Origin of the sequence: Bradyrhizobium sp. HKCCYLS3070, assembly GCF_051167575.1 — a bacterium.
GTDB lineage: Bacteria > Pseudomonadota > Alphaproteobacteria > Rhizobiales > Xanthobacteraceae > Bradyrhizobium.
In genome coordinates, this window is the sequence record NZ_JBNPTI010000001.1 from 681,865 (window position 1) to 697,079 (window position 15,215).

Annotated in this window: 12 protein-coding genes and 1 tRNA gene; 8 read left to right on the forward strand and 5 right to left on the reverse strand. The window is 65.4% G+C overall.

What is annotated here, in order from left to right; genetic code table 11:
- Positions 1 to 139 precede the first annotated feature (139 nt).
- Positions 140 to 213: transfer RNA gene (locus ACQR03_RS03090), tRNA-Gln, on the reverse strand.
- A gap of 182 nt (positions 214 to 395) precedes the next feature.
- Complete coding sequence (locus tag ACQR03_RS03095; protein WP_316192716.1) at positions 396 to 1,103, reverse strand: TetR/AcrR family transcriptional regulator; 708 nt, start codon at positions 1,101 to 1,103, stop codon at positions 396 to 398.
- Positions 1,104 to 1,270: 167 nt separating this feature from the next.
- Here ACQR03_RS03095 and ACQR03_RS03100 point away from each other — a divergent pair, with 167 nt between their 5' ends.
- Positions 1,271 to 3,550, forward strand: a complete 2,280-nt coding sequence (locus ACQR03_RS03100) for a sulfatase-like hydrolase/transferase (protein WP_434840941.1) — start codon at positions 1,271 to 1,273, stop codon at positions 3,548 to 3,550.
- A gap of 18 nt (positions 3,551 to 3,568) precedes the next feature.
- Here the strand turns inward: ACQR03_RS03100 and ACQR03_RS03105 are convergent, their stop codons facing one another.
- Together ACQR03_RS03105 and ACQR03_RS03110 are read right to left on the reverse strand one after the other, a co-directional pair.
- Positions 3,569 to 6,712, reverse strand: a complete 3,144-nt coding sequence (locus ACQR03_RS03105) for a multidrug efflux RND transporter permease subunit (RefSeq protein WP_316172026.1) — start codon at positions 6,710 to 6,712, stop codon at positions 3,569 to 3,571.
- Positions 6,709 to 7,890 (reverse strand): efflux RND transporter periplasmic adaptor subunit, encoded by a 1,182-nt coding sequence (locus tag ACQR03_RS03110; protein WP_410052832.1) that lies wholly within the window; start codon positions 7,888 to 7,890, stop codon positions 6,709 to 6,711. The genes ACQR03_RS03105 and ACQR03_RS03110 overlap by 4 nt, the downstream gene beginning before the upstream one ends.
- A 146-nt stretch (positions 7,891 to 8,036) precedes the next feature.
- On the opposite strand from ACQR03_RS03110, the gene ACQR03_RS03115 reads away from it, so the two are divergent.
- From ACQR03_RS03115 to ACQR03_RS03145, 7 genes are all read left to right on the forward strand, one after another.
- Positions 8,037 to 8,498 carry a MarR family winged helix-turn-helix transcriptional regulator gene (locus ACQR03_RS03115; RefSeq protein WP_315749714.1) on the forward strand — a complete coding sequence of 154 codons (462 nt, stop codon included), beginning with the start codon at positions 8,037 to 8,039 and terminating at the stop codon, positions 8,496 to 8,498.
- Positions 8,499 to 8,875: 377 nt separating this feature from the next.
- The gene (locus tag ACQR03_RS03120; RefSeq protein ID WP_316172024.1) at positions 8,876 to 9,136 is read left to right on the forward strand and encodes a hypothetical protein; all 261 of its coding nucleotides are present in this window, start codon (positions 8,876 to 8,878) and stop codon (positions 9,134 to 9,136) included.
- A 259-nt stretch (positions 9,137 to 9,395) separates the two neighbouring features.
- Positions 9,396 to 11,816 carry a TonB-dependent receptor gene (locus ACQR03_RS03125; protein WP_434840942.1) on the forward strand — a complete coding sequence of 807 codons (2,421 nt, stop codon included), beginning with the start codon at positions 9,396 to 9,398 and terminating at the stop codon, positions 11,814 to 11,816.
- Positions 11,817 to 11,818: 2 nt separating this feature from the next.
- Positions 11,819 to 12,508, forward strand: coding sequence for a Fe2+-dependent dioxygenase (locus tag ACQR03_RS03130; protein ID WP_316172022.1), 690 nt, complete (start codon positions 11,819 to 11,821; stop codon positions 12,506 to 12,508).
- An 11-nt stretch (positions 12,509 to 12,519) separates the two neighbouring features.
- Positions 12,520 to 13,458, forward strand: a complete 939-nt coding sequence (exbB, locus tag ACQR03_RS03135) for a tonB-system energizer ExbB (RefSeq protein WP_315749722.1) — start codon at positions 12,520 to 12,522, stop codon at positions 13,456 to 13,458.
- 6 nt (positions 13,459 to 13,464) lie between these two features.
- The gene (gene exbD / locus ACQR03_RS03140; protein WP_315749723.1) at positions 13,465 to 13,929 is read left to right on the forward strand and encodes a TonB system transport protein ExbD; all 465 of its coding nucleotides are present in this window, start codon (positions 13,465 to 13,467) and stop codon (positions 13,927 to 13,929) included.
- A 16-nt stretch (positions 13,930 to 13,945) separates the two neighbouring features.
- Positions 13,946 to 14,734: a cell envelope integrity protein TolA gene (locus ACQR03_RS03145; RefSeq protein WP_315749724.1), complete on the forward strand. Its 789-nt coding sequence runs from the start codon at positions 13,946 to 13,948 to the stop codon at positions 14,732 to 14,734.
- Positions 14,735 to 14,755: 21 nt separating this feature from the next.
- Here the strand turns inward: ACQR03_RS03145 and ACQR03_RS03150 are convergent, their stop codons facing one another.
- Entirely contained in the window at positions 14,756 to 15,157 is a 402-nt protein-coding gene (locus ACQR03_RS03150) for a hypothetical protein (protein ID WP_315714962.1), read from the reverse strand.
- Positions 15,158 to 15,215 lie beyond the last annotated feature (58 nt).

Below are 15,215 nucleotides of genomic sequence, written 5' to 3' on the forward strand. Positions count from 1 at the left end.
GGACGCGTGCCGAAGGGGTGGTGGACGCCGCAGCGTGTCCGCGCCTGGGGATGGATCCCGAGGCAAAACGACCCCGATACTTCTCAGATCACGAGGATGAGGCTGTCGTGCTTTCAGGCCGTCGCGGCAGTGGTCAAGCTGGCTGGGGAACCTGGATTCGAACCAAGACAAACAGAGTCAGAGTCTGTTGTGCTACCGTTACACCATTCCCCAACGGAATGCCCTGCAGTTTCAAGCAATTGCCGGACTGTCTGGCACCGTTTTGCGCGCCGGCCGGCAAAGCAGGGCGGCGACGACGGGTCCTTCTACCCGCATGTCTCAGGCTTTGGCAAGCCGCTGGATGACGGATTTCCAACGTGCTCTGCCGCCCCGCCGCGCCACCGGGCCGGCAGGGTCTAGCGCTTGCCTCTCGCGGCCTGCGGCTTTCGCGGCGCGCCGTCCGGGCCGGCGCGCAGCAGCAGGACCAGGCAGGCGCCGAGCCGTTCCCCGATCTCGTCATCGTCGATCGACAGCGGGCCGGGATCGTTGAGGACGGCGTTCACCAGGGTGCCGAGCACGACCTGGACGCCGAACGCGACCGTCTTTCGCGCCTCCGCTGTTCGCGACCGCGTGCGCGAGGCCGGGCCGGCGCGCCGGCCCGCAGGCAGCAGGAGCAGCGCCGCGCGCTCCGACAGTGCCTGTGCCAGCTCCTTGAAGCCGCTCCAGTGGTTCGGTCCGGGCTCGCTGCGCACGAGCGCTGCGCGTAGCACGCCCTTGTGACGGCGCATCCACAGCACGGTGCCGCGCACCAGCAGGTGGCATTGCGGGTCGCCCGCGCGGACGGGATCGGGCGGCGGGAGTCTCAAGAGCTGTTTCCGCCCGTCCGCCAAAGTGAGCGCGAGCAGGGCGTTGAAGTAGGCCTCCTTGCTGTCGAACCGGCTGTAGAAGGCGCCGACCGTTGCCCCGATATGCGCACAGAGGTCGCTGATCGACAGCTCCGCGAGGCTGCGCGTGCGCAGCAGCTCCTCGCCGGCCATCAGCAGGGCAAGCGTCGTCTCGCGGCTGCGCTGCTGCCGCGACGGGGTCACGCCGGGCAGGTGGTCCGGCGCGATCCGCTGCGGCATGTCGCTGGCTCCATCTGGAATAATAATAATAATTATGATTATGATCCGAGGCAAGCCTGGCCGTGCCACCCAGCCCCGGGGCGTCGCGGATCCCAGAGCAATCACAACGATAAACTCGTACGGGCTGCGAGGCGCAGCCGGGACGCGAGCGAGAGGGAGGACGAGGCATGAGCGAGCCCGCATTCGGCGGTAGGATCGGCAGGACCATCGCAGGCTCCAGACCCTGGTGGCCGGCGCCGCAGCAGCCGCCGAAGGGCGCGCCCAACATCCTGGTGGTGCTGTTCGACGATGTCGGCTTCTCCGATTTCGGCTGCTACGGCTCGCGGATCCGCACCCCCGCGATCGACGGGCTGGCCGCGCAGGGCCTGCGCTATTCGGGCTTCCACACCACAGCGATGTGCTCGACCACACGGGCGGCACTCCTGACCGGTCGCAACCATCATTCAGTCGGCGTCGGCTGCCTTGCCAATTTCGACTCGGGCTATCCCGGCTATCGCGGCAAGATCGCGCGCGAGGCGGGGACGCTGGCCGAGATGCTGCGCGCCCATGCCTATCGCAACTACATGGTCGGCAAATGGCACGTCACGCCCTTGACCGAGAGCGGCGCGACCGGGCCGTTCGACGGCTGGCCGCTGGGGCGCGGCTTCGACCGCTTCTATGGCTTCCTCGACGCCGAGACCGATCAATATGCGCCGGAGCTGGTGCTCGACAACACCCATGTCAGCCCGCCCGGCAGCTACGCCGACGGCTATCACCTGACTGCCGACCTGGTCGATCAGGCGATCCGCTTCATCGCCGACCACACGGCCGACCGGCCCGAGCTGCCATGGTTGACCTGGCTCGCGCTCGGCGCCTGCCACGCGCCGCATCAGGCGCCGCACGACATCATCGAGAGCTACGACGCGGTCTTCGCCCATGGCTGGGATGCCGAGCGCGCGCAGCGGCTGGCGCGGCAGAAGGCGATGGGGCTGGTGCCGGAGAGCACGGACCTGCCGCCGCGCAATGATGGCGTGAAGCCCTGGGAGGCCCATTCCGAGGATGAGCGGCGCGTCTTCACCCGGCTGCAATCGGCCTTCGCCGGTATGCTCGATCATGCCGACCAGCATCTGGCCCGGCTGCTCGCTTTTCTCGACAAGACCGGCCAGCGCGACAATACGCTCGTGATCGTCATGTCGGACAATGGCGCCAGCCAGGAGGGCGGGCCGCTCGGCTTCGTCAACGCGATGGGACCGTTCAACTTCAAGCCGGAGCCGATCGCCGAGAAGCTCGCGCGGATCGACGACATCGGCGGGCCGGATACGCACTCGAACTTCCCGCATGGCTGGGCGATGGCGTCGAACACGCCGCTGCGCCGCTACAAGCAGAACACCCATGGCGGCGGCATCCGCGATCCCTTCATCGTCTCCTGGCCGCAGCGCATCGCGGCGCGCGGCGAAGTCCGCCACCAGTTCGTCCATGCCTGCGACCTCGTGCCGACCCTGCTCGACCTGATCGGCATCGATGCGCCGGCCACGATCGCGGGTGTGCCGCAGATGCCGCTCGAGGGCGTGAGCTTCGCCGCCTCGATCTCCGATCCGGCGGCACCGTCGAAGCAGGTCGCGCAATATTTCGAGATGTTCGGCCATCGCGGCCTCTGGCACGACGGCTGGAAGGCGGTGGCCTTTCACCCGTCGGGCACGCCGTTCGACAACGATAGATGGGAGCTGTTTCATCTCACGCAGGATTTCTCGGAGACGCATGATCTCGCCGCCGCCGAGCCAGAGCGGCTCGCGGCATTGGTGAAGCTGTGGTGGGAGCAGGCGGAGGCGCACCAGGTGCTGCCGCTCGACGATCGCTTCGGCCCGCGCTTTGCCGAGAACGCGGCGCGTTTCCACGGCGCGCGCACGCGCTTTACGTTCCACGCCGGCATGGGCCATGTGCCGACCGACGTCGCGCCCGACGTGCGCAGCCGCGACTATCTGATCGAGGCCCATGTCGAGATCGATGCAGAGGGCGCATCGGGCGTGCTCATCGCCCATGGCGATGCGACGTCGGGCTACAGCCTCTACGTCAAGGACGGTCATCTCGTGCACGATCTCAACATCGGCGGCCGGCACGAGATCATCAGCTCGACACGCCCGGTGCCGGCGGGATCGCATCGCCTGGGTGTCCGCGTCGAACGTCTCAGGCGGCAGACCGAGCCGGCCAAGGGCGCGCGCACCGGCATGAGCCGGTACACGTTGCTGATCGACGGCGAGGAGGCCGGCGCGCTGACGACGCAGCTCGCCTTCCACACGCTGATCTCCTGGTCGGGGCTCGACATCGGCCATGACCGCGGCAGCCCGGTGTCGGACTATGCGGCGCCGTTTGCGTTCACCGGACGGCTCTCCCACGTGACCGTGACGATGCAGGATGAACAGAGTCTGGACGGCGAGGGCGTCGCCAACGCCGAGATGGCGCGGCAGTAGGCGACGACAAGCGGCGGACTATTCCGCCGCTTCCTTGACCGGACCTGCGGCCGCGGTCTCGGGCTCGTGGTCGATATGCGTGCGGCCCCAGCGCGCGAAGGCGTTGTTGACCTTGTCGAGATAGAGATAGACGACCGGCGTGGTGAACAGCGTCAGCATCTGGCTGACGATCAGGCCGCCGACCATCGCATAGCCGAGCGGCTGGCGGATCTCCGAGCCGGTGCCGTTGCCGAGCATCAGGGGCACGCCGCCGAGCAGGGCTGCCATCGTCGTCATCATGATCGGACGGAACCGCAGCAGGGCGGCCTGGCGGATCGACTGCTCGGGCGGCAGATGCTGGTCACGTTCGGCGGCGATGGCGAAGTCGACCATCATGATGCCGTTCTTCTTCACGATGCCGATCAGCAGAATGACGCCGATCAGCGCAATCAGGCTGAAATCGTAGCCGAACGCCATCAGGATTGCGAGCGCGCCGACGCCGGCCGAGGGCAGCGTCGAGAGAATCGTGATCGGGTGGATGTAGCTCTCGTAGAGGATGCCGAGGATCAGATAGACCACGACGAGGGCGGCGAGGATCAAGAGCGGCACGGTCGACAGCGACTGCTGGAACGCCTGCGCAGTGCCCTGAAAGCTCGAGTTCAAGGTTGCCGGCGCGCCGAGCTCGACCATCGCGCGCTGCACCGCATCGGTGGCCTGGCCGAGCGCGACGTCCTGGGCGAGGTTGAAGCTGATCGTGATCGACGGAAACTGACCCTGGTGGCTGATCGACAGCGGCCGCACTGGCACATTGGTCCAACTGGCGAAGGTCGAGAGCGGCACCTGGTCGCCGGTGGTCGGCGATTTCACGTAGAGCTTGTTGAGCGTGTCGATATTGCCCTGCAGCTCAGGCAGGATCTCCAGGATCACGCGGTAGGAATTGAGCTGCGTGAAGTACTGCGCGACCTGGCGCTGGCCGAAGGCGTCATACAGCGTGTCGTCGATCAGCTGCGGCGAGATGCCGTACCGCGAGGCGGTGTCGCGGTTGATCGTGAGCTGCACGGTGGTGCCGTCGGCCTGCTGGTCGGTGGCGACGTCGCGCAGCTGCGGCAGCGAGCGCATCTTCTCCAGGATCTTCGGCGCCCACTCGTTGAGCTCGGCGAGATTGGAGTCCTGCAGCGTGAACTCGAACTGGGTTCGGGACGGCCGGCCGCCGAGGCGGACGTCCTGCGCGGCCTGCATGTAGAGCCGGGCTCCCTCGACCTTCTCGAGCTGCGGCCTCAGGCGTGCGATGATCTGCTGCGCCGATGCATCACGCTCGTCACGCGGCTTCAAAGTGATGAACAGATTGCCGGTATTGCCGGCGCGGCCGGAACCGCCGATCGCCATTGCGACGCTGGCCACGCCCGGATCATCCTGCACGATCTTGGCCAGCGCCTCCTGGCGCGACTGCATCGCCTTGAAGGAGATGTCCTGCGACGCCTCCGACGCGGCGGTGATCAGGCCGTTGTCCTGCTGCGGGAAGAAACCCTTGGGGATCAGCACGAACAGGTAGATCGACAGGCCGAGCGTGGCGAAGAACACCATCAGCGTGGCGAAGCGCCAGCGCAGTGCGATGTCCAATCCCTTCTCGTAGGCCCTGAGCAGCGCCTCGAAGCCGCGCTCGCTCCATTGGTAGAATTTGCCGTGAGCCTGGTGGCCGCCGCGCAGGAAACGCGAGGCCATCATCGGCGTCAACGTCAGCGAGACGAACATCGAGATGAAGATCGTCATCGCCAGCACGACCGCGAATTCGCGGAACAGGCGCCCGATGATGCCGCCCATCAGCAGGAGCGGGATCAGCACGGCGACCAGCGAGATCGAGATCGAGACAATGGTGAAGCCGATCTCCTTGGCCCCCTTGTAGGCGGCCGCCATCGGGGACTCGCCTTCCTCGACATAGCGAGAGATGTTCTCGAGCATGACGATGGCGTCGTCGACGACGAAGCCGACCGCGATCGTCAGCGCCATCAGCGACAGATTGTCCAGTGAATAGCCGACCCCCCACATCATCGCGCAGGCGCCGAGCAGCGCGAGCGGCACGGTGATCGTCGGGATCACCGTGGCCCAGAAGCTGCGCAGGAAGATGAAGATGACCATGACCACGAGAAAGATGGTCAGGAGCAGCGTGAACTGGACGTCCTCGACCGCGGCACGGATGGTCGTCGTGCGATCCGACATCAGCTCGACCTTGATGGCCGGCGGGATCGCCGCAACCAGGCGCGGCAGCGTCGCCTTGATCTTGTCGACGGTTTCGATGACGTTGGCGCCAGGCTGCTTGAAGACCACCAGGAACACGCCGCGCTTGCCGTTGGCCCAGGCGGCCTGCTTGGCATCCTCCGGCCCGGTCACCGCCCGGCCAATGTCACGGACGCGCAACGGACCGCCATTGCGGTAGGCGATGATGACGTCGTTCCAGTCCTTCGACTCGGTGAGCTGGTCATTGGCGTAGATGGTGTAGGCCCGATGCTCGCCGTCGATGTTGCCCTTCGGGCTGTCGACCGTGGTGATCGCGATCTGGCTGCGCACGTCCTCCATCGAGAGGCCCTTGGCGACCAGCTTGGCCGGGTCGATCTGGATACGGATCGACGGCTTCTGCTGGCCGCCGATGATCACCTGGGCAACACCCGAGATCTGGCTGATCTGCTGCGCGAGCTGCGCATCGACGGAGTCGGAGACCGTCGTCAGCGGCAGCGTCTCGGACGTGGCGGACAAGATCAGGATCGGCGCGTCCGCCGGGTTGACCTTGCGGTAGGTCGGCGGCGACGGCAGAGTCTTGGGCAACTGGCCCGAGGCGGCGTTGATGGCGCCCTGGACGTCGTTGGCGGCGCCGTCGATGTTGCGGTTCAGGTCGAACTGGATCGTGACCGATGCGGTGCCCAGGTAACTCGTCGACGTCATCTGGGCGATGCCGGGGATCTGTGCGAATTGCCGCTCCAGCGGCTGGGCGACCGAGGTCGCCATGGTCTCAGGGCTGGCGCCCGGCAGATTGGCGGTTACCTGGATGGTCGGGAAGTCGACCTGCGGCAGCGGTGCGACCGGCAGCAGGGGGTAGGCGACCAGGCCGATGAACAGGATACCTGCCATCAGCAGCGAGGTGCCGATGGGGTATTTGATGAAGGGTGCCGAGATGCCGCCGCCGTTCATTCCTGCCGGACCTTAACTGGCGCCAGCTCCGAGCTGGCCACCGCGGTGGTCACGACCGAGCCTGGCTGCACTTTGAATTGACCGCCGGTAATCACCTGCTGACCGGGGGTCAGACCCTCTTCGACGACGGTGCGGCCATCGAGCGAAACGCCGACCTTCACCTTGCGCAGCTCGGCCTTGTTGTCCGGGCTCACCGTGTAGGAATACAGCCCGCTGGTCGAATGCTGGACGGCGTCGTCGGGAACCACCGTGGCATCCTTGAGCGTCCGCACCAGGAGCCGCGTCGAGACCGACTGTCCGGGCCACAGCACGTGGTCCTTGTTGTCGAACACCGCCTTCAGCCGGATCGTTCCACTCGACGTGTCGACCTGGTTGTTCACGACCATCAGCTTGCCCTCGGCGAGCTGCTTCCTGCCGTCGGTGGTGAACGCGATCACCTTCAAGGGCGCGGTCTTCTGCGCCTCGTTGATGTAGGGCAACTGCTCCTCCGGCGCGGTGAAGATCACCGCGATCGGCTCGATCTGCGCGATCGAAACGATGCCGGTCTGGCTCGAGGCGTTGACGATATTGCCGATGTCGACCTGGCGGAGGCCGGCGACCCCGGAGATCGGCGCCTTGACCTGGGTGTAGCTGAGCTGGGTCTGGGCATTGGCGATCGCGGCGTCGTCGGCGGCGATCTGTGCCGTGAGCTGTGCGACGGTGGCGCGCTGGGTGTCCTGCTGCTGCCTGGTCGCGAACTCGCCGAGCTTGGTGGTGCGCTGCAAATCGAGATTGGCGTTGTTGAGATTGGCCTCGTCCTGCGCCCGCTTGGCCTTGGCCTGGTCGAGCGCGGCCTGGAACGGCCTCGGGTCGATCTCGACCAGCAGGTCGCCCTCTTTCACAAGCTGGCCTTCGGCGAAGGCGATCTTGTCGATCTGGCCGTCGACGCGGGTGCGGACCTGGACGGTGTTGAAGCCTTGCACGGTCCCCAGGCCGGTGAGGAAGACCGGGAAGTCCGTCTTCTCGACCGGCACGGTCGAGACCCGAACCGCCTGCGGTCGGGCCGATGTCTGCTCAGCGGTCTTCTTCGCTGCCTCGGCGCCCTGATGACGCTGCCAGCCGTAATAGCCGGCGCCGCCGAGAGCCGCGACAAGCAGGATCCAACCGAGGGTTCGTGATGTCTTCATGCTGGCCCACATGCTGAGATGAACAGGATAACCGGTCTTTAAAACCATTCCCAGCATGCCAGATATAGTACGCACGCAATTAATGTGTAAACACACGAGCGCGTGGACAAACCTAAACAATCGGCAAGCTTCGAGGAAGCGCAAGGGAGTTCACAGCCATGTCGCTGGATATGAGACGTCAGCTGGTTGCGCAGCTTGTCGAAAGCTCGCGCATCCTGCGCAACTATATTGATCATCGTGCCAAACAGCGCGGCACGACCCGCGCCCAATGGGTGGTGCTGTTTCGGCTGCGCGCGCATGAGGGGATGTCACAGGTCGATCTCGCAGAAGTGCTGGAACTGCAGCCGATTTCACTGGTGCGTCTGCTCGACAGGCTGGTCGAGCAGGGGCTGCTGGAGCGCCGGCACGATCCGAGGGATCGCCGCGCGAACCGTCTCCATCTCACCGCCGCGGGACGAGAGCTCGTCGATGATCTCGACGAGCTGCGCGATGCGATCGCCGGCGACGTTCTGCACGACATTCCGGACGAGGCCGTCGCCACCAGCCTGTCCACGCTCAGGGACCTGAAGGATCGGATCAAGACGCTGTCCGATCCGAAAGCCGAGGTGGCGCTCAAATAGCCGAGCCGCGGCGCAGACCGTTCTGATCCCATTTTGAGTTGCGTCGTATAATAAAACATCTTGAGTGCGAAAAATGGCGGGGAAGCTTGCCGTTGCCGCGGCGTGGCCTGCGCGAGAGCAGGGCGGTCTGCGGCGATCCTCTGCCGCCATCGTCGGCTGGCGCGCCGCGCCGGACCATTCGCCGGCCGCGCGGTTCTCTCGTGCGAATGCCGCACTCCGACCTATTCTCGCCGTCTTGTCGCGCCCGATGGGAGCTGATTAGAAGCCGATGAGTCCAGCCGCCGTCATGGCGCCGTCGGGCAGCGGCAGGATCCAACCGGAGCGAGGCTGCGTCGCCGACGATGCGCCGTGCGACGATAGCGAATGGGGAGCTCACGATGGAAGAACTGAATGGAAAGATGCTCGCGTGCCAGATCCTGGTCACCGGCCTGATCGCGCGCGTCGCCAACGAGCAGCGCGATCCGTTGCGTTTCCTGACCGATTTTCGCGATGAGATCAGGGCCGTCGTCAAGGGCGTGCGGATCGCGGGGGTCGATGATTCCGATCGCGTGCGCCAGATCGCGGTGCAGACCGTGGACGAGCTGTTCTCGCTGATGAAGCCGCCGAGCCCCGACGAGCCGGCTGACTCGTCGAACTGACAAGCGCCGGAGTTACGCCCGGCGCAGTGCTGATTCGACGACAGCGCGAGCCAAATCGCGCTATTTAGAACGATTTCAAGTTCCGCATGTTGTTAGTTGAGCGTTTTTAGAATTGTTTTGATCTGGAACTATTCAAGGCCAAATTAGGGCTCCTCAAATTGACCCCCTGAAACGCGCCCGATACCAACGACGCATCGTCGCACTGCGAATGATCCGCGTAAGCGATGTGGAATGAAGATCTGGGGCGCGTGAAAATAAAATGGGACAGGTGATAGCACCGCGTTCGCTGCGTGGGGTCGCAGCGATGAAGTTCAATGACGGACGCGGAGAGGGGCCCTCCGTCACCAAGGTGTCGGCAGTGGCCGGGCTGATGGCGGTGGCATCGATGTCCTCGGCCGAGGCGCAGCCGGCGTCCGACCTGCCGCCCGTCAACGTCGATGCGCCGATCGCGCGGGCCAAGCCGACGTCCTCCAAGCCGACCGCCGAGCAGGTCCGCGCGCGCAATGCCCTGCGCCGCGCGGCGGCCCGTCAGCAGGCGGCGCAGCAGGCCGCGGTGGCGTTCCCGAACGCAGGCGGACTGTCCGCGCCGGACGCCAACCCCTACGCGGACGCAGCCGAGCCCTACAAGGTCAACCGCGTGCAGGCGTCGGGCAAGTTTCCCGAGCCGCTCCTGAACACGCCGAAGACGATCACCGTGATGAGCAAGGAAGTGCTTGCCGACAAGCACGTCACCGCGCTCAAGGAGATCGGCCGTTCGACCGCCGGCGTCACGCTCGGCTCGGGCGAGGGCGGCAATGCGTTCGGCGACCGCTTCTTCATTCGCGGCTTCGATGCCCGCAACGACGTCTTCATCGACGGCATCCGCGATCCCGCGGTGTCGATCCGCGAGAACTTCTTCACCGAGCAGATCGAGATCCTGCGCGGTCCGGCCTCGTCCTATGCCGGCCGCGGCACCGCCGGCGGTGCCATCAACATCGTCACCAAGCAGGCTGGCGATACGAACTTCAAGCGGATGGATACCGAGTTCGGCACCGACCAGCAGAAGCGCGTCACGCTCGACGTGAACCAGGTGATCTCGCCGACCTTCTCGGTGCGCACCGGCGGCCTGTTCCAGGACTCCAATGTGGCGGGGCGCAACTTCGTCACCGATGACCGCTGGGGCGCCTTCCTCTCGACCAAGTGGACGCCGATCGACGATCTCAAGATCACGACGAACTATGTCCATACCGATCTGTCGGGTTATCCGGATTTCGGCGTACCCTACTACAAGCAAGGCAACGTCCCCGTGACCTCGGCGGGCATTCCGCGCGGCACCTGGTATGGCTTCCTCAATCGCGACTTCCAGACGGCGCGGCAGGATTTCGGCACTGCCGCGGCCGAGTACAAGGTCAACGAGGCGATCACCCTCAGCAGCAAGTTCCGCGGCGAGCACTCGCTTCTCAACTATATCGGCACCTTGCCGCAGAATCCGAACACGACCAGCCCCAATCCGCTGCTCTGGACCACGACGGCGAGTGCGCAGAGCCGCTACCAGACGGTGGACGTGTGGGCCAACCAGAACGATGCGACGTTCAAGCTCGATACCGGCGGCGTCAAGCACACCGCGGTGCTCGGCACCGAGTTCTCGAACGAGAACATCTCGATCGATCGCTACACCGGACTCTCGTCCGAATTGTTCGGCGGCGGCTCGACCAGCTCGGGCGCGGTTACCGGCGTCAACGTGTACTCGCCGCAATACACCTACATCCCATTCAGCAATACGCCGTCGCTGATCGGCAACCCGACGCGCTACGGCGTCAACACCAACAGCGTCTACGTCATGGACACGGCCAACTGGCAGGACACGGTCATCCTGAACGGTGGGGTGCGCTATGACGGCTACAACATGAGCTCGTCGACCAATTCGCCGAAATACCTCAAGATGAACGCCGACCTGGTCAACTACAATGTCGGCCTGGTCTACAAGCCGATGCCGATCGGCAGCATCTACGCGGCCTATGCGACCTCGGCCAATCCGTTCGGCTCCGAACTCGACGCCACCGGCACCGATTACGGCGGCGTGCCCGCCAACACCGCGGTCCTGCTCGGACCCGAGCGCAACAAGGCGGCCGAGCTCGGCACCAAATGGGAGCTGGTCGACCGCCATCTGCTGGTCTCAGCCGCGCTGTTCCAGACCACCAAGGACAATGCCCGCGAGACCGTCGGCGGCCTGCTCACCTCGGGCGCGGCCTATCGCATCCAGGGCATCGACATCGAGGCGGAAGGCAAGCTCACCGATCGCTGGAGCATCTTCGGCGGCCTGGTGCTGATGCAGTCGAAGGTCACGCAGAGCGGCGTCGCCTCCAACATCGGCCTGCAGCTCGCCAACATCGCGCATCAGTCGTTCAGCATGCTGTCGAAGTACAAGCTCGATAATGGCTGGGAGATCGGCGGGCAGGCGGTCTACCGCTCCAAGGTCTATGGCGGCACCTTCGCGGCCAACACCGGCAACGAGCTGCCGAGCTACTGGCGCTTCGACGCCTTCGTCGAGAAGAAGCTCGACGCGAACTGGACCATGAAGCTCTATGCCCAGAACCTGACCAACAAGCTGTACTACGACACGCTGTATCGGAGCGCGGTGCCGTTCGTCGCCGTGGCCCCGGGGCGCGCCTTTTACATCGTCACCACTGCGAAGTTCTGATCATGCTGATCTGCATCCCGGACGTTCTGTCGAAAGACGAGGTCGCCGACTTCCGCCGCGTCATGGATGAGGCGGATTGGGAGGACGGCCGCTCGACGGCCGGGGCGCAGTCGGCCATGGTCAAGCGCAACGAGCAGTTGCCGCCCGACGGCGAGGCGGCGCGGGTGCTGGGCAAGCGCATCATCACGGCACTGACGAAGAATCCGCGCTTCCTGTCGGCGGCGATCCCGCTGCAGATCTTTCCGCCTCTGTTCAACCGCTACACCGCCTCGCGCGGCGACCATTTCGGCATCCATGTCGACAATGCCGTGCGCGGCGATCCGCTGACCGGCCTGCGCATCCGCACCGATCTGTCGATGACCTTGTTCCTGGCCGAGCCCGACAGCTATGACGGTGGGGAGCTTGTGATCGAGGACACCTACGGCTCGCACGAAGTCAAGTTGCCCGCGGGGCACGCGGTGCTGTATCCGTCATCGAGCCTTCACATGGTCACGCCGGTCACGCGCGGCGCCCGGGTCGCCTCTTTTTTCTGGATGCAGAGCATGATACGGGATGCCCACGTCCGGAGCATGATCTTCGATCTGGACGCGGCGATCCAGAGCTTGGCCGACCGCCTCGGGAGGGACGATCCCGATGCTGTCAAGCTGACCGGCATCTATCACAATCTGATCCGGCAATGGGCCGAGGTCTAATGGGCCGAGATATGATGACATCGTTCCTCGTTAGGTTTGCAATCGTCCTGTCATGTCTGTCTGTTGCTGCGGGGCTACCTGCACATGCGCAGCAGGAGCCGGCCAGGTCCGCCCCGGCGGTCTCGACCGATCTGTCCGCGCCGGCGCCGGGCACAGCCCTGACGATGGCCCCTCCCGCGTCGGGACAGGTCGCCCCAACGGCTGCCGCCCCGGTGGGCATCGAGACCGGCGCCCGCAATGGCAAGTCGGTGACCACCGGGCTGGACGAGCTGTCGCCGTTCGGCATGTTTCTCAAGGCCGACATCGTCGTCAAAGCGGTCATGATCATGCTGGCGCTGGCCTCGATCGCAAGCTGGACGATCCTGATCGCCAAGAGCCTCGAATTCTCCGTCCTGCGCCGCCGGCTGGTCGTCGCGCTGCGCAAGCTGACCGGGGCGAAGTCGCTGGCCGAGGCCCATCTTGCGCTTGGTCAAGGCAAGACCGTCGCGGCATTGCTGCTGCAGGCTGCGATATCAGAGGCACGGCTGTCGGCCGGGCTCGGCAGTGACGAGGGCATCAAGGAGCGCGCAGCCTCGAGCTTCACCGAGATCGTTCGAGCCGAAGCGCGCAGGGTCCGCACCGGCATGGGCCTGCTCGCCACCGTCGGCGCGATCTCGCCCTTCGTCGGACTGTTCGGTACCGTCTGGGGCATCATGAACAGCTTCATCGGCATTTCCAGATCGCAGACCACCAACCTCGCGGTGGTCGCGCCGGGCATCGCGGAAGCGCTGCTGGCGACCGCGATCGGTCTGGCCGCGGCGATTCCGGCCGTGATTATCTACAATCACTTCTCGCGGGTCACGAAGGGCTATCTCGAGCTCGTCAACCGCGCCTCCGGCACCACCGGACGATTGCTGTCGCGCGATCTCGATCGCAGCCATACCGGCCTTCACGTCCGGGCGGCGGAGTAGCCGAGGATGGCCGTCTCGCTCTCCGAAGGCGATCTCGACGACGATTTCGACGAGACCCACGACATTAACGTGACGCCGTTCATCGACGTCATCCTGGTGCTGCTGATCATCTTCATGGTGGCCGCGCCGCTCTCGACCGTCGACCTGCCGATCGACCTGCCGTCCTCGAGCGCCACGCCGCAGAAGAAGCCGGACAAGCCGACCTATGTCTCGATCAAGCCGGACCTGTCGCTGGCGATCGGGGAAAATCTGGTCAAGCGCGTCGATCTCGTGCGCGAGCTCGATGCCATGACCGATCAGCCGAAGGACCGGCCGATCTTCCTGCGCGCTGACAAGCTGGTGCCCTATGGCGAGCTGATGGGCGTCCTGGAACTGCTGCGCGCCGGCGGTTACACCAAGATCAAGCTGGTGGCGCTGGAAGCGCCGCCCGCCGCGCCCGCCCAGGTGCCGGCCCAGCCCGCGCAGCCGTGAGGAGCGCCGACTTGTGATGAGCGACCTCGACGTCGGGCACTCCCCCTCGCGCCGTCTCTGGTTTCTGGCGATCATGGGCGCGCTGATCCTGCATGTCGGCGGGGCCGCGCTGGCGCTGACGCATCTGAACGACGACGAGGACGCCGGCGGCCTCGGCGCGGCGGGCGCCGAGGTCATCGACATCGATATGGGCTCGCCGAAGGTCGAGGACGACGAGGTTCCGGTCGGACAGGACTCGGTAGCGCAGACCGCCGCTCCGCAGATGCAGGAGCAGAAGGCCGAGGTCGAGCAGACCGATCTGCAGAAGGATGTGCCGACCACGACCGAGGAGGCCGACCGCGAGGTCACGACCTCTGACGTGAAGAAGCCGACCGAGGAGCAGAAGGTCGCGACGGTCCAGACACAGGCGTCGGAGGCGCAGGAAGCCTCCGAAGACAGCGCGCGCAAGGCCCTGGACGAGAAGGTTCCTGAAGCCGAGAAGACCAAAGCGCCGAATGCCGGTATCGGCAAGGACGTGCAAAGGCTGACGGCCAATTGGGGCCGCAAGATCAGCGCCTATTTCGAACTGCACAAGAAGTATCCATCCGGAAAGAAGGCCGCTGCCCAGCTCAAGCTGGCGCTCGTGCTCAATCGGCTCGGCCGTGTCGTCTCGGTGGACGTCAAGGAAACGTCCGGCGATCCGGAGTTCGATCAGGCCGCCCTCAGCATGGTCCGCCGTTCGGATCCCGTGCCAAAGCCTCCCGCGGGCCTCACCGACGACGAGTTCTCCTTCATCCTGCCGGTCAAGTTCAACCCGCCGAAATGAGCGGGTGGGGTTCGGCTGACCTCACTGCCAATACAGCCTGACTCCGACGTAGACCACGCAGAGCGCGGCGAAGATCAGCGCAACCGGCAGCTTGCGCGGAGCGGTCGTCCCGCTTTGCGCCGCCTTCTTCGGCGGCAGCTTGCGGAAGGCGGTGACATTGCCGGTCACCGGCTCGGCGGCGACCGGCTTGACCTCGGGCGGGGCGCCGCCGCCGCCCATCTCGGCATAATAGGCCTTGTACATCTCGCGGATGGTGGCCTCGGTCGCCTCGTCCTCCGGCATGTCGCCGAGGCGGGCCTTGTAGCTTGCCAGGAAGTCCTGCGCCGCCGGCGGCAGGCCGGAGGCGCCGTTCAGCTTGGCGATCATCTTCCAGGTCGCGAAATCGGCACGGGCGCGGGTGTCGGCGCGGCGTGCGATCATCATGTCAGCGGCTTTGACCAAGAGTGCCTCGGGGCTCGTTCGTTACCATCCCTGACGGGTA